Here is a 24,950-nt window from a genome sequence, read left to right on the forward strand (position 1 = left end):
CTATTCGATAATAAAAAACCAATCTCGTCGTCTAGAGATTGGTTTTTTAAATACGTTCTTTCCGTCCACGAAATGCCCTAATACTATGATTGAATACTTCCGATAGCATTAACCCCGCTGCAATCGCGCCAGCAACCACTGTAACTTGAACGGAAAAACCAATCGCTTCCGTATAATCACCTAACACAAAATTGCGCACGGCTTGGTAAGCAAGTCCCCCGGGAACGAGTGGTACAATTCCGGGAACATTAAATATCGTAATCGGCATTTTTTTATGTTTCGCAAAAAAGTGACTCAGAATTGCGACGACAAAAGCGCCGGCGAGGGAAGACGCCCCTGTTCCAGAATCCATTTGCATCAAAGTCCAGTAAGCCATCCAGCCAAAGGTTCCTGTAATACCGCAAGCATTCAGCGCTCTTTTTGGCACATTTGTAATAATCGCAAACGTCACCGTCGCAACGTAACTGAGCACTAATTGAATGATAATAGTCCAAACTAAATCCATTATAGTGCCTCCTTTACAAGAAAAAGCGGAAAACAACCGCGATTCCAATTCCTATTGCACAAGAAGTAAGTAGGGCTTCCGTTCCGCGTGCCATCCCACTAAGCAAATGCCCAGCAATCAAATCCCGAACCGCATTCGTAATCGGTACGCCGGGAACAAGCGGCATTACGCCACCAATGATCATCGTATCCAAATTAATACCCCAACCAATCGAAATCGTCAAAACAGCTAGGAGCCCGACGCTTAATGAAGCTAAAAATTCTGCCAGAAATTTCACCTTCATAAAAATCTGCGTATAATAAAAAATAATAAAACCAATAGCTCCGATGATACAAGTTGGAATAAAATCAAACCAACCCCCACCAAAAATAACCATCAACGATCCACTAACGAGTGATGCCGCAATAATCTGCAACCAGATAGGAAAGTAGCGAACATCTTTATCTAAATTAACGAGCTTTGTATGTAATTCTTTTAAGGAAATTCTCTTTTCAGCGAAATCCCTAGAAAATTCATTGACCATAGATACTTTTTCTAAATTAATGGTTCTTGTTGGGATTTGCTGTAATTGTACATTACGCTCACCTTCAAGCGACATAAAAAGCCCAGTTGGCGTCACGAAACTAATCCCTTTTTTATTACTAGCGATGGTTGCAATGCGGTTCATTGTATCTTCCACGCGATACATTTCTGCGCCACTTTCCATCATTATTTTGCCTGCCATTAAGCATGTTTCTAGCAAATAATCTGTTGTTTCATTCGACATAACTAAGCACCTCCAACCCTTTATTACTTCTCAATCGTAACGCAATCAAATCAAAAATTCTAGTGGGAAGGATGCATTTTTTGAATTGGTGATTGTTTCGATGTGATTTGGGGTAAATATTTGATAGTATGGAGATATAAAATCGGAAAGGATAAGGATTATTTTGGCGAATATTGAATATGAAATCATCGAAGAAATTGGCGTATTGTCCGAAAACACGCGTGGTTGGCGGAAGGAATTAAATAAAGTAAGCTGGAACGGTCGCCCACCTAAATATGATATCCGCGACTGGTCAGAGGGTCACGAGAAAATGGGAAAAGGGATTACACTAACTGATGAAGAGGCAGAAGCACTAAAAAAACTGTTAGATTAAGGGCTGGTGTATAGAATGAGAATGTTTGCTTATGATATTTATGAACCAATTGGTAGAAAAGACGGAGATACTTTTCCAGTAATTTTTGGCCTTCATGGTTTTGGTGGCGATGAGATGGAGATGGCGGGACGCCTAGAGTTATTAATGGACCGTTTTGTTGTTGTTTCCATGCGTGGGGATGTGGATTATGGTCCTGCTTATGGTTTTTATCATATGGTGACAGAAGGAGACCCGAATCCGCGTGAGGTAGATTATATAAGCCAGCGTGTTGCTCAGTTTATTGATAAAATTTGTAATGATTACACTTCAATAGATAAAGAACAAGTTTTTCTTGCTGGTTTTGATCAAGGCGCAGTTTTAACGATATCTATTTTGCAAAATTATGGAGGTCAGTATAAAGCAGCAGCCTTACTGAGCGGACGTTTGCCGTATTATATGGAAGAAAGACCTGCAAACTTAATGTTGAAAGACAAGCGAATTTTTATCGGTCACGGGATAGAAGATGCTGTCATTCAAATTTCTGAAGCAGAAGACATTGCTAAATTTTTCGAGAAAATGGGTTGTAGGGTAGAAAAGCATCGTTATTTTGTTGGACATAATATCAACGAAGCAGAAGAAGATGACTTATATAACTGGTTTGAAAGCTTTCTGCCAAACAAATCAGTGAAAAATAAATAAAAAACAGCGACCCAGTGTGGTCGCTGTTTTTAAATATCCAAAGTAAGAAAGAGTACTTTTAAATAATTCCCCTCAGGAAAGTTTGGATTTACGGTAAAGTCTGCAGGTAAAGAATGGGTTTCGACAATTTTGTAAGTACGGTCGCTTGTTTGGAAGGCTTCCGCAATTAATTTTTTAAATGCTTTCATCCCGAAGCCGGCATAGTTAGTGGAAGCAATGATAGTACCATTCGGAGCAGTGATATCAATGATTTCACGAAGCATAGCTGGATAATCTTTTGATGCTCGGAAAGTCACTTTTTTTGTACGAGCAAAGCTAGGTGGATCAACAACGACTAAATCAAATGTTAATTGTTTGCGAGTCGCATATTTGAAATAATGAAAAACATCCTCTACGATAATTGCTTGCTCACTTGGATCAAGTCCATTTACTTCTAATTGTTCTTTCGTTTTGCTGAGCGAACGGCCTGCCACATCTACACTTGTCGTTTTACTCGCACCGCCAAATAAAGCTGCAACAGAGAATGCCCCAGTATACGAGAAAGTGTTTAAGACGTTTTTCGAAACTGCGTAATCTTCACTAATTCTTCTGCGCACATCACGCTGGTCTAGGAAAATCCCTGTCATCCAGCCATCATCTAAGTAAGTTGCATAATTGATGCCATTTTCTTTAATAATAAGTGGGAAAGTCGCTTTTTGACCGGCGACAAAATCATCTTTTGTATCTTCTTGAAAGCGTCTTTTTTCATAAATACCTTTTATTTCTGGAAAAGATAAGAGGATATCAATAATCATTTTCTGGAAAGCATAGATTCCATGGCTATACCACTGAATCACGAGATAGCCATCGTAATAATCAACAGTGAATCCGCCAAGACCATCGCCTTCACCATTAAAAATTCGAAAAGCAGTAGTAGAATCATCTGTAAATAAAAATTGGCGTTTCTCGATTGCGGAAGTAATTAGACTCTTTAGAAAGTCTTCATCTAGTTGTTGTTTCTTGTCCCATGTGAAAAGCCAGCCGCTACCTTTATTTTGTTCTCCGTGATAGCCTCTAGCGATAAATTGACCATTCATATCAGTTAATTCTAATACGTCGCCTTCTTGTAATTCTTTGGGCCATTTTTCGATACGTTCTTTAAGAATTAGGGGATAGCCTTCTTTATAGCCTTTAGTGAACTTAGGGAAGACTTTTACTTTGATTAGGTTCTTCATCATGCACCGTCTTTCATTAAGATAAAATTTCCAACAAAAAACCTGTGAAGCGAACTGTCTGCTCCACAGGTTACTTTAAGTTATTAATTATACGCGACCGAAGCCAACTAGATATTTACCCCAGCCAGAGCCGTGGATGTTATCGTATTTAACGCCATTGTCTTGTGCATTAATCATTTGACCGTTACCAACGTAGATACCAACGTGAGAAATTCCGCTACCATAGTCAAAGAATACTAAATCACCAGGTTTTGCTTGAGATTCAGAGATTCTTGTAGTGCTAGCGTATTGTGCGCCAGAAGTACGTGGAAGGGAGATTCCTGCTTTAGCAAATACATATTTAGTGTAACCAGAGCAATCAAATGTAGTTGGTCCGTTACCACCCCATGAATATGCTTTTCCAAGATGTTTTTGAGCTTCAGCAATAATAGCACTTGCACTTGAATTGCTGTTATTGTTGGAAGAACCTTGGTTAGCATTTGTGTTCGTGTTTGTATTTGTATTTGTGTTTGTGTTTGTATTTGTGTTTGTATTTTTAGATGGTGTACTTGTATTATTATTTGTATTCGTCGATGGTGCAGGAGCTGGTTTCGCAGCTTCTGTTGGTGCTTTAGGTGCTGTTTGTTGTTGTGTAGCTGTTTCTTTTTTCTCTGTAGTGGCTGTGTTTGTATTTGTATTTTCTTTAACTGCTGGTGCTGCTTGTTTTTCAGCTGCTGGAGCTTCCGTTTTCACTTCTGCTTTTGGAGTAGCTGTATTAGCAGTTTGTTTAATAGCAAGTTTTTGACCTACATAAATAGAAGAAGAAGATAAATTATTCCATGACATAATGTCTTGAACTGATACACCATATTTTACGGATAAAGCCCAAATTGTGTCACCACTTTTAACAGTGTGTGTAGTAGCGTTTTGGTCTACTACTGGAGTTTCTTTAGTTTCTACCACTTTAGGAGCAGGTGTTGTTGCTTGTGTTGCTTGTTTTACTTCTGTTTTTGTTTCTGCAGCAGGTGCAGCTTGTTGAGTAGTAGCTTCTTTTTTCACTTCTGGTGTTGTTACAGGAGTGTTTGCTACTTTATCAGTTAAGTATTTACCGTTAACGAAACCAGTTTTTCCATCATTGTAAGTAATTTTGTGCCAGCCGTTAGATTCTGTTGTTTCAACAGTTACTTTAGTGCCACCTTTGATGGACGTAATAATACTGTTATCAACACCAGCGCCAGTACGGACGTTTAGCCAAGTTGCGCTAACAGATTTCTCTGTTTTTTCAGCAGCAACCTCATTTACTTCAGTTACTTGTAATTTTTGACCTGGTACGATTTTATCAGTTGTTAAATTGTTTGCTTTTTTAATTGCGTCGACAGTAGTCCCTTTACTTTGTGCGATACCCCAAAGAGTATCTCCAGCTTCTACTACTACTGTGCTTGCGGATGCGATTGTTGGAGCAGCAAATGCTGTTACCGCAATCCCAGCTGTAGCCGCGATAGTTGCTTTTTTCATGTTCATAAAACTCCTCTCTTTTTTCAGAAAATCCCAGTACGTAAATAAGTATTTGAGAATTAATTTTATATTGATTAATACTAAGTTTACCCAGTTTTTACTTAAAAAACAAATGATGCGAGAATGGTTCTAAAGACATGAGAGGACTATACCAACTATTTGTAATAATTCTGTAACAGTAAAAAAACGAACGTGTATTCTTAGGGCTTGAGATGTACTGCTGGGTAATCCTTTATAGTGTAAGTAGGATGTGAACGTTAATCAACAACTTTCGCTATGGGAAACCTATTGTTTTTTGTTAATAGAAAAATTTAATACATTTGTAATATAAAAAACCGGCAGTTTTTCCGTTCTTTGTAACTCGAAATGAATTGCCAGATGCGTTTATAGTATTCTATAATAGAAGGTATGGAGGATGTTATATAATGAGACAGAATTATGATGATCGCAAAATAGTAAAACAGTACCGAGAAATAGCCCGTCAAATTGTCAAAAAAGAGGGCTTATATAAAAATATGGATCAAGCTGAACTTTGTGAGCAAACCAATTTTTGGCGAGAGAAATTCAAGACAAAACCAATGACGGAACGAGATAAAGTTAATATTTTTGCACTTGCGAGAGAAGCAGCAAGTCGTATTATCGGCTTGGATGCAGTAGTGGTGCAATTAATTGGAGCCCTCGTTCTAGGGGATGGCAAAGTGGCAGAAATGAAAACCGGCGAAGGTAAAACATTGATGTCGTTATTTGTTATGTTTATAGAAGTAATGCGTGGAAATCGCGTGCACCTTGTTACTGCCAATGAGTATTTAGCAAGGCGTGACCGGGAAGAGATTGGGCAGGTTCTAGAATATCTCGGTGTTTCCGTTGCGCTAAATGAATCAGGGTTAGACAAAGAGCAAAAAAAGGCGATTTATACAGCAGATGTTATTTATGGAACGGCTTCTGAATTTGGCTTTGATTATTTACGCGATAATATGGTACGCCAAAAAGAAGATAAGGTGCAGAGTGGACTTGATTTTGTTTTAATAGATGAAGCAGATTCGATTTTAATTGATGAAGCGAGAACGCCATTACTCATTTCTGACCGTAAAGAAGAAGATTTATCACTTTATCATAAAGCGAACGAGCTAGTAGAAAAGATGATGAAAGATGATTATGAGATGGAAGAACATAAACGCTTTGTATGGTTGAATGATGCGGGGATTGAGAAGGCGCAGAGGTTTTGGAACGTGGAATCACTTTATTCTGCCGAGGCGCAGTCAGAGCTTCGAATTACAATGCTTTTAATGCGAGCTCATTTCTTGATGCACAAAGACAAAGATTATGTAGTGCTTGACGATGAAGTATTGATTATTGATCCACATACTGGTCGTGCACTTCCTGGTCGCCGATTCAATGACGGGCTTCATCAGGCTATTGAGGCGAAAGAAGGCGTGGAAGTAAAAGAAGAATCACGCACGCTAGCAACCATTACCATCCAAAATTACTTCCGGATGTATAAGAAGATTTCTGGAATGACTGGAACGGCTAAAACCGAAGAAGAAGAATTCCGTCAAATTTATAACATGGATGTCGTCGTAATTCCTACCAATTTGCGTGTAAACCGGGAAGACATGCAAGATGACATTTTTTATACGAAAAAGGAAAAAGGGCGCGCTATCGTATATGAAGTATCTTGGCGCTACGAAAAAGGGCAGCCAACTTTAATCGGAACCTCTTCTATTAAAAGTAATGAATGGATTAGTGGCTTGCTCAATGCTGCTGGAATTCCGCATCAAGTATTGAATGCAAAAAACCATGCCCAAGAAGCAGAAATTATTGCCAAAGCTGGGAAACGCGGGATGGTAACTTTAGCAACGAACATGGCTGGTCGGGGAACAGATATCAAGCTGGATCCAGATGTGCATAAGCTAGGTGGACTAGCGGTAATTGGTACAGAACGCCATGAAAGTCGCCGAATAGATTTACAACTTATGGGACGTTCTGGGCGACGCGGAGACCCTGGTTTCAGTAAGTTTATGATTTCCTTGGAAGACGATTTGTTAGAACAATTTGAAAGTAAAAGCTGGGAGAAACTTTCCACGAAACTTAAACGCAAAGCGCCACGTGATGGGAAGCCAGTTAATTCAAGAAAAATTCACGCTGTCGTAGTCGACGCACAAAAACGTCTAGAAGGAGCAAACTATGATATTCGTAAAGATTTGCTTTCTTATGATGAAGTAATCGATTTACAACGCAAAATGGTATATAAAGAACGCGACTTATTATTAGAAAGAAATAAACTTGGGGTCTCTTCTGAAAAAATTCTACGTGAAGTGGCCGAATATTCGTTTATCCATCCAAGTGATATTCCGGAAGAAGAGTTGGAAATTTATTATTCCCGTCAAAAAGAATTACTCGGCGGAACTAAATTTCCACTCTCTTTTGACCAAGTAACATTAATGGAACCAAGAGAAGTGGTAGAAGAAATCGTATCTTGGCACAAAAATGAACGTAATAAATTCCCTGTTGATACAATTGCTGCAATAGAGCGAGAAGTGTATTTAAATTTAATGGATCAAATGTGGGTTATGCATCTTGACGCAATGGTTCAATTACGCGAAGGTATCCACTTGCGGGCATATGGACAACAAGATCCGTTAGTCATGTACCAAAAAGAAGGTGCCCAATTATTTGAGAAATTCCAAGCAGACTACCATTTCTACTTTGCTCATGCTTTGCTTGAACTTGACCCAGATGGTCTAATTCAAGGTTAAAATACAACCTACGTCTGATTTTTTCCAAATTCAGGGATAATTTAGTGAGAACGAGGGTATTAACCTATATAATAGTAGAAAACAAAAATAAATTTAGACAAAAGAGGGTGGGAAAGTGAAGGGATCATTCACAAAGTTTAAACAATTTTTTATAGAAAATAAGTTTGTGTTAGGGTTACTAATTTTTCTTTTAGTAGCACTCGATATTTATGTATTAACTAAGATTGCCTTTATTTTTGATCCGTTAATGGTAATTCTTAAAACCGTCGCCGCACCAATCATTTTAGCTGGGATTTCTTACTATCTATTTAATCCTATTATTGATTGGTTAGAAAAACATAAGTGGAAGCGTGGTTGGGCGATTGCATTACTTTATTTAGTGATTATTGGCTTAATCATTTTACTATTTAGTTTTGTTATTCCAGCTGTGAAAGACCAGATTATTAGTTTATTCAAATCATTCCCAGGATATTGGGATCAAATTACACAGAAATTTGACGAGTTCAGTCGCTCGAGTTTGTTTGATCAAATAAAAGATAAATTGAATACAAATATGAGTGATATCATGAAGACACTTTCGACAAAAGGAACGTCCGTAATCAATAGTGCTATTTCAAGTATTGGTAGCATTGTTGGGACAGTAACAGAAGTGGTCTTAGCGATAGTAACCACGCCGCTTGTTTTATTCTACTTATTAAAAGATGGGAAAAAATTACCAGATTTCCTACTAAAAATGTTACCAGTAAATGGTCGTGCGCACACTCGCCAAGTGCTTGGTGAAGCAAACCACCAAATTAGTTCTTACATTCGCGGACAAATTATCGTAAGCTTATGTATTGGTATTCTATTATTTATTGGTTATTTAATTATCGGTCTACCATATGCATTAACGCTTGCTATTATCGCAGCGTGTACTAGTATTGTTCCTTACTTAGGACCAGCAATTGCGATTACGCCAGCAATTATTATCGCGATAGTTACTTCTCCTTGGTTATTAATTAAATTAATTATTGTATGGTGTGTTGTTCAATTACTTGAAGGTAAATTCATTTCTCCTCAAGTAATGGGTAAAACGTTAAAAGTACACCCAATCACGATTTTATTTGTTATTTTAGTAGCCGGAAATCTATTCGGTATACTAGGGGTTATCTTCGCAGTTCCAGGTTATGCGGTACTTAAAGTAATCGTAACGCATGTATTTATTTGGTTCAAACGTATCTCCGGTCTTTACGGTGAACAACCTGCAAGTGAGTATGTAGAACCTCCAACGGAAGAAAAAGAATTATAAAATTAAAACACGAGTAATTAGATGCTTTTTCTAACTACTCGTGTTTTTTTGGGTCTTGAAAATCAATGTTCACAAAAAAGACATAATTTTTCTCTTTACAAGCTGAACGTAGTAATAGAGTTATATTGTGTAATATTTATTACGAAATTTAGGTATTAACATGAAGTTTTTCTCTATTTTTAATAAATTGTACATTGAATTGACGTATTTTTCATCATAATATGAAGCCAATGACAAGGAAAGGGGAAACAAACAATGATTATCAAAAAAACATTAATTGTAGGATTAATTGGCATAAGTTCAGTCACACTTTTCGCACCATCTGCTTTTGCAGTAACTTCTGAGGGAGATTCAAAAGCAACCGTTAAATTTAAGGCGGGGACAGGCATTGTTGAGCCGGTTGATCCGGAAGACCCAACAAAACCAATCGACCCGTTAGACCCGAGTAATCCAACTGATCCAGGGACTGGAAATACAGGTTCATTGACATTGGATTATGTATCTTCAGTTAATTTTGGAGAGCATGAAGTATCATCCACAGAACAAAGCTATTCCTCCACATCAAGAAAACCGTTCATCCAAATATCTGACCGTCGTGGAACAGGCGCAGGGTGGAAAGTGACAGCAACTGCAACCGCTTTTCAAGATGAAGATGGTACAGCTTCTTTGTCCGGAGCAACATTATCATTTAAAAACGGAGAAACAGCCTCAGCTAGCACCACAGCAACGACACCAACGGCTGCTCAAACCGTTGAATTACCGACAGATGGAACTTCAATTGTGAGTGTTGTTTCGGCAAAAGCATCTGAAGGTATGGGAACATGGATTAATCGTTGGTTTGGCACTACACCAAATGATACGGCTAGCTTAAATGACAATGTACAATTAACGATACCAGCAGGAAGCGCAACACTTGGAGACCATGAAGCAACTATTACATGGACATTATCTGACGCGCCAGGAGTTTAAAAAATTTGCGTTTAGAATTCTCTTCTAGACGCAAACTTTTTATTAAAGACGATGGAAGGAAGGTTTAATTGAAGAAGAAGTTTCTTAGTTTATTGTTCATTATTCCATTATTAGCCACATGCGGCAATTTTACAGAAGCACAGGCGGCAGAAGGAGATGTTGGCTATTCTGTTCAAGCTCATATTCCGGATAACCAAATAGATAAAAGGCAAACTTATTTTGACTTAAAAATGCAGCCAAACAAAAAACAAGCAGTAGAAATCGATGTGATGAATAGTTCGAATGAAGAAATTCAAGTGGAAGCAGCAATCAATTATGCATCTACCAATCGAACAGGTGTCATTGATTACACTAAAAATGATCTTACGAAAAAAGATAAAAGTTTAAAATATCCACTTCCAGAACTAGCTAAAATTCCAGACGACCAAAAACTCCTAACGATACCAGTAAATGGCAAAAAGACCGTCCAAGTGATGATTGAAATGCCTGCTGAATCGATTGATGGCGTTGTTTTGGGCGCAGTAGAGTTTAAAAAGAAAAACACCAAAGAGACAAAGAAAACAAAAGGTGTCTCCTTAAAAAATGAATATTCCTATATTGTCGGCATGCAACTAGCTGAAACCGACAAACAAGTCAAACCACATATGAATTTACTAAGTATCAAACCGGCACTCCTCAACTATCACACAGCGATAGTTGCCAAATTACAAAACGATCAACCAGTCATTCTGGAAAACCTAAGTATTGATGCAAAAGTCTATCAACAAAATTCGTATAAATTACTTTACCAAACAAAGAAAGCGAATATGAAAATGGCGCCAAATTCCAATTTTGATTTTGGGATTGACTTGGAAAATCAACCTTTAAAAGAAGGCAAATACAGATTAAAAATGACTGCAACAAATGGTGTGGAAACCTGGACTTGGGACGAAGCATTCACCATTGGTAAAGAAGGACAAAACTTAAATAAAGAAGCAGTAAACCTAGAGAAAACGAACACATGGCTTTACGTTGCGATTGCTGCAGGTGTGGTTCTTATAGCACTAATCATCATCTTGGCTATAAGAAAACGAAGACAAAAACAAGAAAAATAAAGAAAGGAGCTGGCGAATTGGCTTTCAAAAAATTAATACTTGTATTGACCATTGCGGCTCTTTTTCTTGGTTTTAAAATAGTGGTAGCAGCGGAAAATGGGAGTCCGGACTTAGCACCAAATGAAGCGATAGTGACTAATTTTGCAGAATTAAAAACAGCTATCTCCGAAGATAATGGAATAGACACAGTTTATTTAGGTGCAGATGTTGAATTATCGGGTGGAATTATCATCCCAGCAGCGAAAAAGACATTTACTTTATCAGGGAAAAATCCAGCAACAGGTGAAAGACATACTTTGACAGAAACAATGGCATCAGCTGGTGCCCAGAGTAGCGTGATTACAGTTAATACAAACACAGGTGCGAAAGAGACAACGTTAAAAGATATCAATATTGTCGGGAAAAATTATTATGGGACGATTTCCGTTTATGCAGCTGCGAAAAACGTCGTACAAAACTATGAAAATGTTCATTACCAAGGTCCGCAAATGATTTATAATTTGAATGGAACAGCAAATTTTAAAGGAACTAATGATATAACAATCGCATCGGTTGTATCTGGTTCGGCAGCACCGAATGAAGTGGCGGAAATTAAAGGTGTGAGCGTTTCCGGCAAATTGAATATCAATCACGCAAGTTCGAATGCGAATAGTGTTTTTTGGTTCGGAAGTGGAACGGCTGAGGTAAATACTTTTACAGTGGAAGAAAATGCAGATGTGACGATACTTTCTAATGGGACAGGGATGTTTTATCGTTCAGGGACAAAACCAATTGATATAGATGTGAAAAAGAATGCGAAGTTAGCTATTACGTCTAATAATAATATTTTTCGAGACACACCGGGCGGAGCTGTTAAAATTGCAGAAGGTGCAGATGTAACGATGACAAAAACAGCTGGTGCGAATCCACTTCTGTGGTTGGCTAATGATGTTACCGTAAGTCCTGATGCCCGCTTTATCTTAAATAAAACAGGCGGAACTGGCTATATTATCCAGTTTTATAATGCGACGGCGAAGTTAGATATAAATGATCCTCTGAGTTTTTTAATTACGACCAATTCGAATACGCCGATGTTTTACTGGCCTTATGCGAATACCTTTAATTTAAGTGCACAAATGGTGAATTACTGGGATACGGCAGGAACCATTGATCGAACGGATTTGGCAGCGCAAAGTTTTAGTTTGCCAAATGGGGAAAATGTGACGGGGAGTTTGACTTATACAGGGACAACGACGAAAATTCTATCAACAAATGCTGGGATGACTCCTGCTAATTTTAATCAAAATACCGCACGAATGATTGCGATGGGGCGACTGGAGGGAACGATAAATCCAGTGACAGACGCAGATAATGAAATTACAGGAACAGCAACACCAAACGCTGTTATTAGCATTTCATATACAGAAAATGGGGGAAATAAAGTTATAGAAGGACAGGCAAATGATGATGGAACATATCGAATTGCTATTCCAAACGGTTTTATCAAGCCTTACATTAATTTGACTACAACCATCAAACAAGACCAAAAAAAGATAACATTAGACGATGTAACTGTGGAGGACGTGACTCCGCCAAGTGGGGAGGCAGTTACTCAAATTATCCGACTTGGAGATCCCTTTCCGGATGTATCCAAATTAGTAACAAATATTTATGATCATTCTGATAATACGTCTGGAGCGGGAATTACAACTATTTTACGAAGTGCACCTGACACCAGTGTTTTTGGACCCGCAGAAGCCATTGTTCGTTTAGAAGATAAGGCGCAAAATTACGTGGATATCCGTGTACCCGTTTTTATTAAAGATGATGAAACAGAGATCCAAGACGGTAAAGCATTACGAGCGGCGGGCTTTTCGGTAAATGTAAAAGATATTATGGAACTTAATGATGCCGAACTGGAGCAATTTATTTTAACGAAATCAGGTGCAAAAGCATTCCATATCGAAACTGGCGAGGACTTAAGTACAGAGTTGAAAGTAGCTAGCACCAATTTAAAAAAAGAAACAGGGACCTACACGGCAACGATACAAGTTGGTGGATTAACGAAAGAGATTGCGATTCAGGTCACGGGGGAGCTCAAATTTAATCATGTCCCAGAAACGATTTCCTTCGAAACAATGGAGCTTAATCAACAAAAAAATATCGCTAAACGAAATGCTGACTTTGATTTTTCTGTACTTGATTCAAGAGGGGCAGGCGGCAAATTTAGCGTAACAGCGACCGTTAAAACACCGCTGACTTCCACGATGAATTCGGCGCATACTTTGCCAAATGGACTCATTTTTATTGATAATACTGGAGAGAAAAAAATTCTTTCCGCTGAACCAATCACCATTTTTGAATCACAGTCAGCAAGTGAGATGATTGTTCCGATAGAATGGGCAGAAGACCAAGGGATTTTGGTGGAAGTTGATGCAGCGGAAGCCTATGTGGATGAAAGCTATGAAACGACAATCGAGTGGACTTTGACGGACGCTCCGTAAAAACCTGTTAGCAAAAGTTAACAGGTTTTTTCGTGTTTTAAGCCCATTGTTTTCTAAATGCACTAGTTTCTCGTATAATAGCGTTAAGTAATTTGCGAAAGGTGGAAGAACATGACTTCGGTAATGTGGTTTCGGAGAGATCTTCGAGTAAATGATAATAAAGCCCTCTATCATGCCTGTAAAGAGGACGATTTGCTTTTGTTATTTCAAGTAAATCCAATACAATTCATCACAGGAAGTCCTAGTCATCAAGCTTTTTTTGCAAGTGTGGCTCATTTTAAGCAAGAAATCGATAAAACTGCGCATTTACAAATCATGTTTGGTGAACCGGTAGAATGCTTCAAGCAACTAAAAGATACGCTACCAAGCTGGGATAAAGTTTATTTCAATCGTGATGAAACAGGTTACGGAGCAGAGCGGGACGAGGCGGCGCAAGCTTTCTTTGACGAACAAAAAATCGAGGTTCAATCCTTCCACGACAGCTATCTTCATTCAGCGGAAGAAGTAAAGAAATCTCCCACAGAATACTATAAAATTTTTACCCCTTACTATAAAAAATGGCGCGAAGAAATAAAAGAAACACCGTTCAAAGTGACTTTAAAGCCAGAGAATGTCCGGAAAGAAAGTTTGTTTTCGAAATACGAAGAACAGTTTGCAGAAATGACTTGCGATTTGCCGATATTAGATTCTGGTGAACGAGCAGCGAATACGAGACTTGCGAATTTTATTAAACACGATATTGCTGACTATGACAAAGCGAGAGATTTCCCGGAACTGGATAAAACAAGCCATTTATCACGTTATTTACGGACGGGAGAAATCTCGATTCGGACGATTTGGCAGGTACTTCAAGAAACAGAAGCAACAGAAGGACGAGCTACATTTGAAAAAGAACTTTGTTGGCGCGACTTTTATAATATGATTTACGTTTCTTTCCCTAATCAAAAAAACGAGCCCATCCAAGAAAATTATCGTTTTATTGAATGGGAAAACAACCGCGAATATTTCAAAGCGTGGCAAGAAGGGGAGACTGGTTTCCCGCTCGTTGATGCAGCGATGCGCCAGTTGAAAGAAACTGGTTGGATGCATAATCGACTAAGAATGATTACGGCGTCCTTTTTAACAAAAGATTTGCTGATTGATTGGCGTTTTGGCGAAAAATATTTTCAACAAATGCTGATTGATTATGATCCTGCGAGTAATATTGGTGGCTGGCAATGGGCGGCTTCGACTGGAACGGATGCGGTGCCATACTTTAGGATTTTCAACCCAACGACACAAGCACAAAAATTCGATCCGACTGGGAAATTTATTAGAAAATATGTAAAAGAGTTAGCAAATCTACCAGATAAATATATTCATCAACCAGAAAAAATGTCAGAAACAGTGCAAAAAGAGCATGGTTTGATTTTAGGAAAAGACTATCCATTCCCGTTAGTTGACCATAAAGAACGGCGGAAATTAGCCATTGCACGCTATGAGTTTAGCAAAGAGCATTATAGGGGAAATATATAGATAATGAGTCAATCATTTAATTAAATGATTGATTTTTTTGTGGCAGTATTCACAAAGAATGGGTCTTGAGCAACCTTCTAGGAGTAGGAACCTGGGTATGTTAAAATTCATTTATCAAGTGATAAGGGGGAATCGCAATGGCACAATTTTTAAAGCTATTTCTAACGAGTGCAGTAGTTTTCTTGATTTTCGATCTTTTTTGGTTACTCGTAGCTTCTAAAAAAATGTATCAACAATTTATCGGGGATTTAATGGGGGATGTAAAACTTGCTCCAGCAGTTATTTTTTACTTTATTTATGTCGTTGGTGTTACCTTCTTCGTTTTACTTCCAGGGACAGAAAAAGGAAGTTTAGGTTACACCATTTTAGCAGGCGCGTTGTTTGGTCTAGTTTGTTATGCGACGTATGATTTGACGAATTTAGCGACATTGAAAGATTGGCCAGTTACGATGACTATTATTGATCTTGTTTGGGGAACGGCTGTGACGACTGTAACTTCCGTAATTGTTTACTTTATTAATCTGCATTTCTTCTCGGGAGTAGGTTCCTAATGATGGAGTCAGAAAGCAAACGTCTATTACAAAGTATGCTAAATGGGGCGGCTGAAGTAATTAGTAAAAAAGATGAGCTTAATCGAATAAATGTTTTTCCCGTAGCAGATGGGGATACGGGTAGTAATTTAGCTTCTTTAATGCAAGCAATTATTGACCATGTTTCCCCGAGAGAATATTCAACGAAGGAATTGTTAGAGGAAGTAGCTAGCGCGGCGCTCATCGGGGCTCGTGGTAATTCAGGGATGATTTTTGCGCAATATTTAAATGCTGTTGCGGAAAGTTATCACCACCTAGAATCGACGTTTGATGGATTAGTTCCAGCGTTTCAAAATGCGGTGCATAAAGCTTATGAAGCATTACTAGAACCCAAAGAGGGGACTATTTTGTCCGTGATGAAAGCTTGGTCAGAGGAGCTTGCTGGGACGTATAAGCAGGGGCGTTCTTTTCAACAATCGCTTTTAAATGCACAAATAGTTGCCGAGAAAGCATTGATTAATACCGAATTTCAAATGCCAATTTTACGAAAAAATAGGTTAGTGGATTCTGGTGCGAAAGGGTTTTATTACTTTATCGCTGGGCTTACAAATGCTTATTGTGGTAAAGCGGTTTCTGCACCCGTTCGTTTTACGGAAGTAGAGCAAGAAGCGGAACATATGCATGTTGAAACAAACGAACCAAACTATCGTTATTGCTCGGAATTTATTATCAAACAAGCGACTATCTCAAATCAACGTTTACAGGGAATTCTCGCATCTAAAGGAGATTCCTTAGTAATTGCAGGTAATGAGAAACAAATAAAAATCCATATCCACACAAATGAACCAAAAGAAGTTTTAAGGCTCATGGCAGCATACGGCGTGATGACGTATCAAAAAGTAGATGATATGCGTCTGCAATATGAAGTCACAAAAAAGCCTCGCGCAAAGATTGCTATTGTGACTGATTCGATAGCCGATTTACCAGAAGCATTTTTACTGGAGCATCAAGTACACGTATTGCCGATGAATATTCTAGCGGGGGAAGAGAATTTTCTCGATAAATTAACAGTTGGCCCAGATATGATGCAAGAAAAATTACGAAAACAAACGAAAATGAGTACAGCGCAGCCAACGATTCGAACAGTGGATGCCTTGCTATCATTTTTAGAAAATAAATATGAACATGTGCTTGTTATCTCTGTTGCGGCGAAATTAAGCGGAACATATCAATTAATCAAACAGCGAATAAAAGCGCGGGACTTGTCATCGGACTGGATTCGTGTAATTGATTCTAAATTAAATTCGGTCGCACAAGGAATTTTAGTAAAACAAGCAGTTGAACTAGTGGAATCAGGGAAATCATGGGAATCTATTTATCCAGAAGTGGAACAAATGATTGAGAGGACCTTTATTTATGTGGCAGTTGCAGATTTATCGCCAATGGTGCAGTCTGGCAGAATTCCAAGAGTGTTAGGAAAACTTGCACAGAAATTATCACTCTATCCAATCGTGAGTTTGGATGAATCTGGGAATGGTAAATTGATAGGTGTATCGTTTAGTCAAAAACAAAGTATGAAAAAAATCATCAAAAAAGTAGCAAAACTACAACTGAAAGAGCTAGCGATTACACATGTTTCTTCAAGAGACAACGCGGCAATTTGGCAGAAACAACTTGAAAAAGAAACGGGGGAAATCAGCTATTTAGTTGATAGTTCAGCGGCCATTGCTATTAGTGCTGGACTCGGAAGTGTCGCCGTTGCAGGGATTAAAAAGGAGGAAACGATATGATGTACTGGACAGTAGCACTCGCTTTACTTGTTTACTTTATACTCTGGTTTATTATTTCAAAAATAAAAGGCAAATATTCGCTCGTTGATGTTGCATGGGGCGGAGGTTTTGTTGTTGTAGCATGGACTGGTTTTTTGACGACATTTAGCATGACGGCGCAAAGTATAACCATCCTTGTTTTAGTGACGATGTGGGGCGTTCGTTTGTTTTGGCATTTAGCGCGCCGAAATTGGAACAAACCTGAAGATTATCGTTACGTTAATATGCGCAAACGTTGGGGAACGACATTGGTTAATTTGAAAGCTTTCTTAAATGTCTTCGTGTTGCAAGGAGTTTTATTATTTATTATTGCTTTGCCGATTACACATAGTTTTGCTAATGAAACAGCGACATTCGCTTGGTGGCAAATTCTTGGTATTGCTATCTGGGTTATTGGCTTTATTTTTGAAGTTGGTGGCGATTTACAATTAGAAAACTTCAAGAAAAATCCAGCCAATAAAGGCAAATTATTAACAACTGGTTTTTGGTCAGTTACGCGGCATCCAAATTATTTTGGTGAAGCACTTAGCTGGTGGGGCGTATTTTTAGTTGCCTATACGCAATTAGCCGATCTTTGGCTGATTACTAGCCCGATTGTTATCACGTTACTATTACTATTTGTTTCCGGTGTTCCGTTACTTGAAAAAAAATATCAAGACAGAGCAGATTTTCAAGCATATGCGAACAAAACGTCAAAATTCTTCCCATTTATTGGTAAAAAAGGTCTGTAAAAAGTAGTGATTTTATCTGGCTAATGCTATTAATTGCTATTTGTATGATAGAGCGAGTAGAATGAAAGATAGGTACGATAAATAGTATCTGAATATAATACTTTATGAGGCGAGAGGGGTACAACAGATGAAAAAAGAAAAAACAGTGTTAATTATGAATTTCGATGAAGAAAGCATTTCTTACCAAGCTTTTTCTGAAATGAAAAGATTGCACCAAGAACGCAAGATTATTGGTTATCAAATGGCAGTGGTAAAACATGAGCCAGGAAATAAACTTGTTGCACAAGATTTTCTTGATTTTACTGGTGCCGATAAAAATATGAAAGATAGCCTTATTGGTATGTTAATTGGTATTTTAGGCGGCCCATTCGGTATTTTAATAGGTTGGATGGTCGGTGCAATCGTTGGTTCCATGCGAGATGCTGGCGAAGTGAAAGATGCTCTAAATGTATTTGAAAGAACATTAAAAACAATTCCTGAAGGTTCTACAGGTGTTATCCTTATTGCGACAGAACAAGAATTAGCAAATGTAAACGATGTAGCAATGGATGAATTACACGGCCGAGTACAACGTATGGATGAAGCTATCGTAGCTCAAGAAATCAAAAGCGCACAAGAAACAGAAGGAAAAGCAAAAGATTCTGCTAAAAAACATTGGTTTGGAAAATAAATTAGTTAAACGAGGACAGAGAAATCTGTTCTCTTTTTTTGTGTTTTAAGAGTGTGAAAACGGGGAAATTAACAACATAAAACAACCAGACAGAAAAAAATACAAGATGATAACGCTTAACTCATTTTTATTTTCTGAAAACTATTTGCATCAAATTAAAAACATGCTACAATAAACAAGTTGTGAATTTCACAAGAAAATTTTTTGTTTGGAGATGAAATAATTTGGATGTGGAAAATAGTCCATTAATGCAGAAAATTGATTATAGTACGCGCAAAAAAATTGATTTAGTAAATAATAGTATTCTTCGTTATATTGTGCGCGCGATGTTAGCATGTTTATTCCTGACACTAGGGACTGCAGTTGCTGTAATGATTGGTGATAAAGTCGATCATTTCGCTCCAGGACTTGGTAAAATCACGTATGCATTTATGTTTAGTTGGTCGCTCGTTATGATTATTTATATGAATGCTGAGCTTGGTACTTCTAACATGATGTATATGACAACAGGTGTTTATCAAAAAATTGTTAAACCAGGAAAAGCATTACAAATTTTGCTTTTATGTATTGTTTGTAATTTATTGGGTGGAATTCTTGCAGGGTACTTAGTTTCCCTAACGTCTGTTTTCCATAATTTACCTGCTGACCATTTCTTATTTACTGCCGTAAGCGGTAAACTTGAAAAAGCACCGCTACAAATTTTTGTAGAAGGTATTTTCGCCAATATTGTTGTAAATACGGCTGTGCTTTGTACACTTCGAATGAAAGATGATGCTGGTAAAGTCATTGCGATGATTTTCATTATTTTCATTTTCGCATTCTTAGGATTCGAACACGTTATCGCCAACTTCTCTTCTTTCTCATTAGCATTTTTCGCTTCTGGTGGAACACTTGCTGCAATGACAGCGGGCAATGTGACCGTCAATTTAGTACTTGCTTTACTTGGGAATTTTGTAGGTGGTGGCCTTGTTATCGGACTCGGCTATGCTTGGCTTAACCGAACGAAATCAATTTACAAAGACTAATAAAAAAGAGACCTCAGAAATTTTCCGAGGTCTCTTTTTTATATGCTTTTAACAGGTAAATTACTTAAAAACGACCGAATGAGGGGTTCGAATTTCGGTACTTCTTTTTCGACTAGGAAAGCGTCATGCCCGTATTCAGAGGCAACTTCGTGATAAGTAACCGGCACATCCCATTCTTTTAAAAGATTATACGCGCGACGTAAATCATGAATTCGAAAAAGTTGATCAGTCGTGATGCCAATGAGCAAATATGGAATTTTAATTTTCGCAAAGGCAGGCAAATCGTCTTTCGCGGGAGCAGTAACATCGAACAAATCAATCGCCTTTGTTAAATACAAATAGCTGTTTGCGTCAAAGCGTTCGACAAATGTATCTCCTTGATATTGTAAATACGACTCAATTTGAAAATGCTCTTTTGAAAAAGCGGCAGGGGAGGATTCGGCTACGGTGAATCGTTCAAAGCGTTTTGAGAAAAGCTCGCTCGTCCGGTAAGTCATCATTCCAACCATTCTCGCAGTCGCAAGTCCGCCCTCAGGTTGACCAACATAGTTGCCACCATTAAAGTCAGGGTCGTTCAAAATTGCCATCCGCATAATCAAGTTGTAACCAATCGCATCAGGTCCAGCAGCAAGCGGGGAGGCGATATTGATAATGCTATCCGTAATATCGGCATAATCAATCGCCCATTCCGTCGCCTGCATACCACCCATCGAACCGCCAATCACCGAAGCAATCCGCGTAACCCCAAGTTGCTCCAAAAGTTCCCGCTGCACTTTAATAATATCTTTAATTGAAAATCCGGGAAATTGTAACCGGAATGGCTCACCTGTTTTTGGATTAATCGAGGAGGGGCCAGTCGTTCCACTACAACCACCAAATACATTCGTACAAACAAGAAAATATTTGTCTGTATCAATCGTTTTCCCCGGACCAATATAATCATCCCACCAACCAGGAGCATCACTCTCAAAATGTTTCGCCGCATGAGCTGTCCCAGTGAGCGCATGTTCTAACAAAATACAATTATCGCGTGAGGCAGAAAGTGTCCCATACGTTTCATAGCCAACTAAAACTGGACTTAATGTTTCCCCGTTTTCAAGTAGAAGAGGACTTTTTTGAAATAGTTCTTTTTGCTGTAAGGTCACTTCTCTTCACTTCCTCCTAAATTTGCTCTAGTGCTTTCGTTAAATCTTGAATAATATCATCCGCATTTTCAATTCCGATAGATAGGCGAATGGACTCTGGTTTCACGCCAGCTGTTAGTTGTTGTTCCTCGCTTAGTTGTTGGTGGGTCGTGGATGCTGGGTGGATGATAAGCGATTTTGCATCCCCAACATTGGCTAAATGCGAGAATAATTCTACGGATTCAATCACTTTTTTACCAGCCTCGTATCCACCTTTAACCCCAAAAGTGAAAATGGAGCCAGGTCCTTTTGGTAAATATTTTTGGGCTAATTCGTGGTATTTGTTGTTTCTCAAACCTGGATAATTTACCCACGCTACTTTTGGATGGTCATTTAAGAAATTGGCTACTTGTTTAGCGTTTTTTACGTGTTGTTCAAGCCGCAGGGACAGCGTTTCTAGGCCTAAAATCAGTAAGAAGGCGTTAAACGGAGAAAGGGCTGCACCAGTGTCACGAAGGAGTGAGACGCGTAGTTTGGTAATATAAGCTGCCGCGCCAACATCATTTGTATAAGACAGACCATTGTAGCTATCATCTGGTACCACTAGCTTTGGAAATTTGCCATTGGTCCAGTTAAATTTACCTGAATCAATAACCGCGCCACCAATTGCAACCCCGTGACCACCGATAAATTTCGTTGCTGAGTAAACGACAATATCTGCGCCAAAATCAAATGGGCGATTCAAATAAGCGGTCGCGAATGTGTTGTCAACAATGAGCGGGATATCCGATGCGTGCGCAATTTCTGCTATTTTTTCCATATCAACAATATTTATATCAGGATTTCCAATTGTTTCAATAAAAACTGCTTTCGTGTTTTCTTTAATTGCTTTTTCGAAATTTTCAGGTTCATTAGGGTCAACAAACGTTACGTCAATCCCAAAAGTTTTAAATGTATGGGAAAATAGCGTATGCGTTCCGCCGTAGAGTGTTGCGGCTGCGACGATATGATCCCCGGAACCAGCAATATTTAAAATAGAGTACGTAATAGCAGCCATCCCAGAAGCAGTTGCAACAGCACCAATACCGCCTTCAAGTAAAGTTAATCGTTCTTCTAAAACAGCTGTAGTCGGATTCATAATTCGTGTATAAATATTTCCAGTTTCTTGTAAACCAAATAAGGCTGCAGCGTGTTCCGGACTATCGAATGTGTAGGATGTCGTTTGATAAATTGGCACAGCTCTAGAATGCGTATCTCCGTCCGGTGTGTGTCCGCCGTGTACTTGAATTGTTTCGAATTTATACTCATTACTCATAAAATCCACTCCTCTTTAATATGTATTTATCAGTAATTTCCATCAAAAAACCTCCCTAGCAGTATATAAGCCGCCAGAGAGGATAGAGTTTCCTAAACTTGGATTTCCGACTTATCTTTCAGAATATACTGCTGGAATTAGCACCGTGAAAATAAATTCCGGTTGCTAAGGCTTCAAAGGGCCAGTCCCTCCACCTTTCGTGATAAGAAAATACTATTAAATTAAATTATATATTACGCTGGATGCCTTAAATTGTCAACTATATATTAAAAAAGTCTGAAATTGGTAAACTTTTCGAGGTTTTTGTGACAACTCTGTTTTTTTGCGGGGAGAAATTTTTTTTAAAAGGTTTTAAATCCATTTTTTAGGCTATTATAGTTAAGACTAATTATATTTCATTAAAAATGGGGTTAAGTTAGACAAAAACAAAAGGGAGTTGAAATAAAAATGAAAACTTTTACACGTATTCTGGTTTTATTAGCGGGGATTGCAATGATTATACTTGGGATTTGGTTCTTATTCCATCCAGGAATTTCATTATTAACCTCCACATTAATGTTTGGCTTCTTATTACTGATTTCTGGTATTTTCCACACAATCTCTTACTTTTCAGACAGAAAAACACAAAATGTTTCTGGTTGGGTGCTAGCTGACGGGATTTTATCCATCTTACTAGGTTTCTTGCTATTATTTAATGAATTTGACGGAACTTTAACACTCGTATTACTTTTTGGTATGTGGGTATTATTTGCTGGTATTATGCGTACTATTGGCGCATTCACTGCTAAACAAAACAATGTACAAGGTTGGGGCTGGATTTTAACTATCGGTATCATCGGTATTATTGTTGGTTTTATCGCGCTATTCAATCCAGTTGTTTCCGCAATTGGTATCGTGCTTGTCGTTGCGATTTTCTTCATCGTTCAAGGCATCGGCGCAATCGCAACATTCTTCTTTATTGGTAAAAATAGTTAATAAAAAGCATGATAAAAAGAAGCTATCTAACTAGGATAGCTTCTTTTTATTATGCTTATTTTTTACGAAATAAGATTAGAAAAAGTATTCATTTTACACTCATATGTATGGTTCGTGATTCTCTTTTAGTTTTTGCTTGTGCATCTCGAAATTTTTAACACGCCAAGGTTTTGGTGATAGCGCAATAATGCCATCTTCCTCTAGCTTTCGCAAGTTAGTTGCAACGTAAGCTCGAGCTAAATTTAGATAATTTCCTAAGATTTTTTGGGTGAAATAATAGGGAATCAAACAAGACCCATCCGACTCGATTCTTCCAAATCTCTCCCCACAAGCAATTAATCCTGCTAAAACTTTTTCACTAGAAGGTAAATTGACATAACCTTCCCGTTCTAACATAGGTGTAACCATACTTTGCATAAGTGCATTCATCTGCCAAAAAACATCTGGTGAACTTAAGAATTTATTAAGAACATATTTACGTTCAAATTGATAAACACTCACTTCACTTATTGTTCTGTAATTTACTGGTGATTTCGCACCACCAAGAAGAGTAAGCGGGCCGATACAATCTTGTTTACCTAAGAAGCTAATGATGCTATCTTCTTTACAAGTATTTTTACTCATAGAAACGACACCATCTTCAATGATGTAGAAATAATCAGTTTCCGCACCTTCAGCTAAAATCTGTTGGTTGCGCCTAAAGCGAATTCTTTTATATGGAAGAACTGCTTCACTAGAATCTTTTAATAAATTGAGTAAGTCTACGTTGTAAAAGCTATTTTCCTCATTCAGTAATGACATATACCGAGTCCCCTTTTCTCAGTGTTAATCATTATCATTATATAGGAGAAGACTCAAAATGTGTATTAATGGGACTTAGGATGCTCGAAGTAATTTGGCTTTAATCAAACGATCCCGAATGAGAATCCCCAACAGTGCCGCAAAAACTGCTTTGATAATGCCTGGAATAATGAAAGGAACCATGCCTGTGAGAAAGGCAGCTGGCCAATCAAGTCCGATACTGACTTTAAGCCACAAAACGCCGAAAATAAGGGTGACGAAAGCGCCTAATATGTTCGCCATAATCGCATAGGGAACAGTAAATTTTGTCTTTTCGAGTAACCAGCCTGTAAGTAATGCATTAAAAATAAATCCAATAATAAATCCGCCGGTTGGGCCAAAAATAATTCCAATTCCTGCTGTCATACCTTGGAAAACAGGAATACCCACAGCACCGAGAACAATGTAAACTAAAACAGATATTGTACCATGACGAGCTCCAAGGATGGTGGCAGCTAATCCAATAGCAAATGTCTGTCCAGTAAGTGGAATTGGGCCAAGGGGAATAGCAACTTGTGCAAGTAAGGCAATGATGACTGCGAATAAAGCATCAACAACTAAAAATTTTAATTTCTGATCACGCATAAACATATCTCTCCTTAATGTAAACTTTTTACTAAAATAGGTTAACATTTATTTTCTAAAAAAACAATACTAATTTTTTTAAATCAGTACCTTGCATTGAACACTAGTGTATGTTAAACTATAGTGGTAGTGAACAATATATAGTAGTGGTTACTTATTACTAGTGTGCAATTTAACAGAATGGAGGAGTT

22 protein-coding genes and 1 riboswitch are annotated in these 24,950 nt (G+C 38.1%); of the genes, 14 read left to right on the plus strand and 8 right to left on the minus strand.

The window, feature by feature from the left end; genetic code table 11:
* Positions 1-46: 46 nt before the first annotated feature.
* Together HRK21_RS08790 and HRK21_RS08795 are read right to left on the minus strand one after the other, a co-directional pair.
* Positions 47-505, minus strand: coding sequence for a threonine/serine exporter family protein (locus tag HRK21_RS08790; RefSeq protein WP_003729316.1), 459 nt, complete (start codon positions 503-505; stop codon positions 47-49).
* A gap of 13 nt (positions 506-518) precedes the next feature.
* Entirely contained in the window at positions 519-1,271 is a 753-nt protein-coding gene (locus tag HRK21_RS08795; RefSeq protein WP_003729317.1) for a threonine/serine exporter family protein, read from the minus strand.
* Between the two features lie 163 nt (positions 1,272-1,434).
* Here HRK21_RS08795 and HRK21_RS08800 point away from each other — a divergent pair, with 163 nt between their 5' ends.
* Together HRK21_RS08800 and HRK21_RS08805 are read left to right on the plus strand one after the other, a co-directional pair.
* Positions 1,435-1,644 carry a YdbC family protein gene (locus HRK21_RS08800; protein ID WP_069888168.1) on the plus strand — a complete coding sequence of 70 codons (210 nt, stop codon included), beginning with the start codon at positions 1,435-1,437 and terminating at the stop codon, positions 1,642-1,644.
* Positions 1,645-1,665: 21 nt separating this feature from the next.
* Entirely contained in the window at positions 1,666-2,322 is a 657-nt protein-coding gene (locus HRK21_RS08805) for an alpha/beta hydrolase (RefSeq protein WP_031695165.1), read from the plus strand.
* 29 nt (positions 2,323-2,351) lie between these two features.
* Here the strand turns inward: HRK21_RS08805 and HRK21_RS08810 are convergent, their stop codons facing one another.
* Positions 2,352-3,536, minus strand: a complete 1,185-nt coding sequence (locus tag HRK21_RS08810) for a class I SAM-dependent rRNA methyltransferase (protein WP_003738263.1) — start codon at positions 3,534-3,536, stop codon at positions 2,352-2,354.
* 87 nt (positions 3,537-3,623) lie between these two features.
* Positions 3,624-5,030 (minus strand): invasion associated endopeptidase, encoded by a 1,407-nt coding sequence (locus HRK21_RS08815; protein ID WP_077952730.1) that lies wholly within the window; start codon positions 5,028-5,030, stop codon positions 3,624-3,626.
* Positions 5,031-5,455: 425 nt separating this feature from the next.
* Between HRK21_RS08815 and secA2 the strand changes: the two genes are divergently transcribed.
* From secA2 to HRK21_RS08870, 11 genes are all read left to right on the plus strand, one after another.
* Entirely contained in the window at positions 5,456-7,786 is a 2,331-nt protein-coding gene (secA2, locus tag HRK21_RS08820) for an accessory Sec system translocase SecA2 (protein WP_069888170.1), read from the plus strand.
* Positions 7,787-7,901: 115 nt separating this feature from the next.
* A complete protein-coding gene (locus HRK21_RS08825; protein ID WP_003738266.1) occupies positions 7,902-9,074 on the plus strand; it encodes an AI-2E family transporter in 1,173 nt (390 codons plus the stop codon).
* Positions 9,075-9,329: 255 nt separating this feature from the next.
* Positions 9,330-10,043 carry a WxL domain-containing protein gene (locus tag HRK21_RS08830; protein ID WP_069888171.1) on the plus strand — a complete coding sequence of 238 codons (714 nt, stop codon included), beginning with the start codon at positions 9,330-9,332 and terminating at the stop codon, positions 10,041-10,043.
* Between the two features lie 68 nt (positions 10,044-10,111).
* The gene (locus HRK21_RS08835) at positions 10,112-11,137 is read left to right on the plus strand and encodes a WxLIP family cell surface protein (RefSeq protein ID WP_070006332.1); all 1,026 of its coding nucleotides are present in this window, start codon (positions 10,112-10,114) and stop codon (positions 11,135-11,137) included.
* A gap of 17 nt (positions 11,138-11,154) precedes the next feature.
* Positions 11,155-13,620, plus strand: coding sequence for a hypothetical protein (locus tag HRK21_RS08840; protein ID WP_070006331.1), 2,466 nt, complete (start codon positions 11,155-11,157; stop codon positions 13,618-13,620).
* 111 nt (positions 13,621-13,731) lie between these two features.
* Positions 13,732-15,135: a cryptochrome/photolyase family protein gene (locus HRK21_RS08845; protein ID WP_070006330.1), complete on the plus strand. Its 1,404-nt coding sequence runs from the start codon at positions 13,732-13,734 to the stop codon at positions 15,133-15,135.
* A 137-nt stretch (positions 15,136-15,272) separates the two neighbouring features.
* A complete protein-coding gene (locus HRK21_RS08850) occupies positions 15,273-15,686 on the plus strand; it encodes a DUF2177 family protein (protein WP_003738271.1) in 414 nt (137 codons plus the stop codon).
* Positions 15,687-15,688: 2 nt separating this feature from the next.
* The gene (locus HRK21_RS08855; RefSeq protein ID WP_077952734.1) at positions 15,689-17,455 is read left to right on the plus strand and encodes a DAK2 domain-containing protein; all 1,767 of its coding nucleotides are present in this window, start codon (positions 15,689-15,691) and stop codon (positions 17,453-17,455) included.
* A complete protein-coding gene (locus HRK21_RS08860; protein WP_077905711.1) occupies positions 17,455-18,225 on the plus strand; it encodes a DUF1295 domain-containing protein in 771 nt (256 codons plus the stop codon). The genes HRK21_RS08855 and HRK21_RS08860 overlap by 1 nt, the downstream gene beginning before the upstream one ends.
* A 127-nt stretch (positions 18,226-18,352) precedes the next feature.
* On the plus strand, positions 18,353-18,895 hold the full coding sequence (locus HRK21_RS08865; protein WP_003738274.1) for a DUF1269 domain-containing protein: 543 nt from the start codon (positions 18,353-18,355) through the stop codon (positions 18,893-18,895).
* Positions 18,896-19,119: 224 nt separating this feature from the next.
* A complete protein-coding gene (locus HRK21_RS08870; RefSeq protein WP_003738275.1) occupies positions 19,120-19,920 on the plus strand; it encodes a formate/nitrite transporter family protein in 801 nt (266 codons plus the stop codon).
* A 38-nt stretch (positions 19,921-19,958) separates the two neighbouring features.
* Here HRK21_RS08870 and metX read toward each other — a convergent pair whose 3' ends face one another.
* Positions 19,959-21,065, minus strand: coding sequence for a homoserine O-acetyltransferase MetX (gene metX / locus HRK21_RS08875; protein ID WP_070006328.1), 1,107 nt, complete (start codon positions 21,063-21,065; stop codon positions 19,959-19,961).
* 16 nt (positions 21,066-21,081) lie between these two features.
* Positions 21,082-22,359 (minus strand): O-acetylhomoserine aminocarboxypropyltransferase/cysteine synthase family protein, encoded by a 1,278-nt coding sequence (locus tag HRK21_RS08880; protein WP_070006327.1) that lies wholly within the window; start codon positions 22,357-22,359, stop codon positions 21,082-21,084.
* Positions 22,360-22,467: 108 nt separating this feature from the next.
* A riboswitch (SAM riboswitch) is annotated at positions 22,468-22,568 on the minus strand.
* 238 nt (positions 22,569-22,806) lie between these two features.
* On the opposite strand from HRK21_RS08880, the gene HRK21_RS08885 reads away from it, so the two are divergent.
* The gene (locus tag HRK21_RS08885) at positions 22,807-23,334 is read left to right on the plus strand and encodes an HdeD family acid-resistance protein (RefSeq protein ID WP_003729331.1); all 528 of its coding nucleotides are present in this window, start codon (positions 22,807-22,809) and stop codon (positions 23,332-23,334) included.
* Positions 23,335-23,433: 99 nt separating this feature from the next.
* Here HRK21_RS08885 and HRK21_RS08890 read toward each other — a convergent pair whose 3' ends face one another.
* Positions 23,434-24,135, minus strand: coding sequence for a Crp/Fnr family transcriptional regulator (locus HRK21_RS08890; protein ID WP_003738278.1), 702 nt, complete (start codon positions 24,133-24,135; stop codon positions 23,434-23,436).
* 75 nt (positions 24,136-24,210) lie between these two features.
* Positions 24,211-24,759 carry a biotin transporter BioY gene (locus tag HRK21_RS08895; protein WP_070006326.1) on the minus strand — a complete coding sequence of 183 codons (549 nt, stop codon included), beginning with the start codon at positions 24,757-24,759 and terminating at the stop codon, positions 24,211-24,213.
* Positions 24,760-24,950: the final 191 nt, after the last annotated feature.

It is taken from the genome of Listeria monocytogenes (genome assembly GCF_013282665.1).
Taxonomy (GTDB): Bacteria; Bacillota; Bacilli; order Lactobacillales; family Listeriaceae; genus Listeria; species Listeria monocytogenes_C.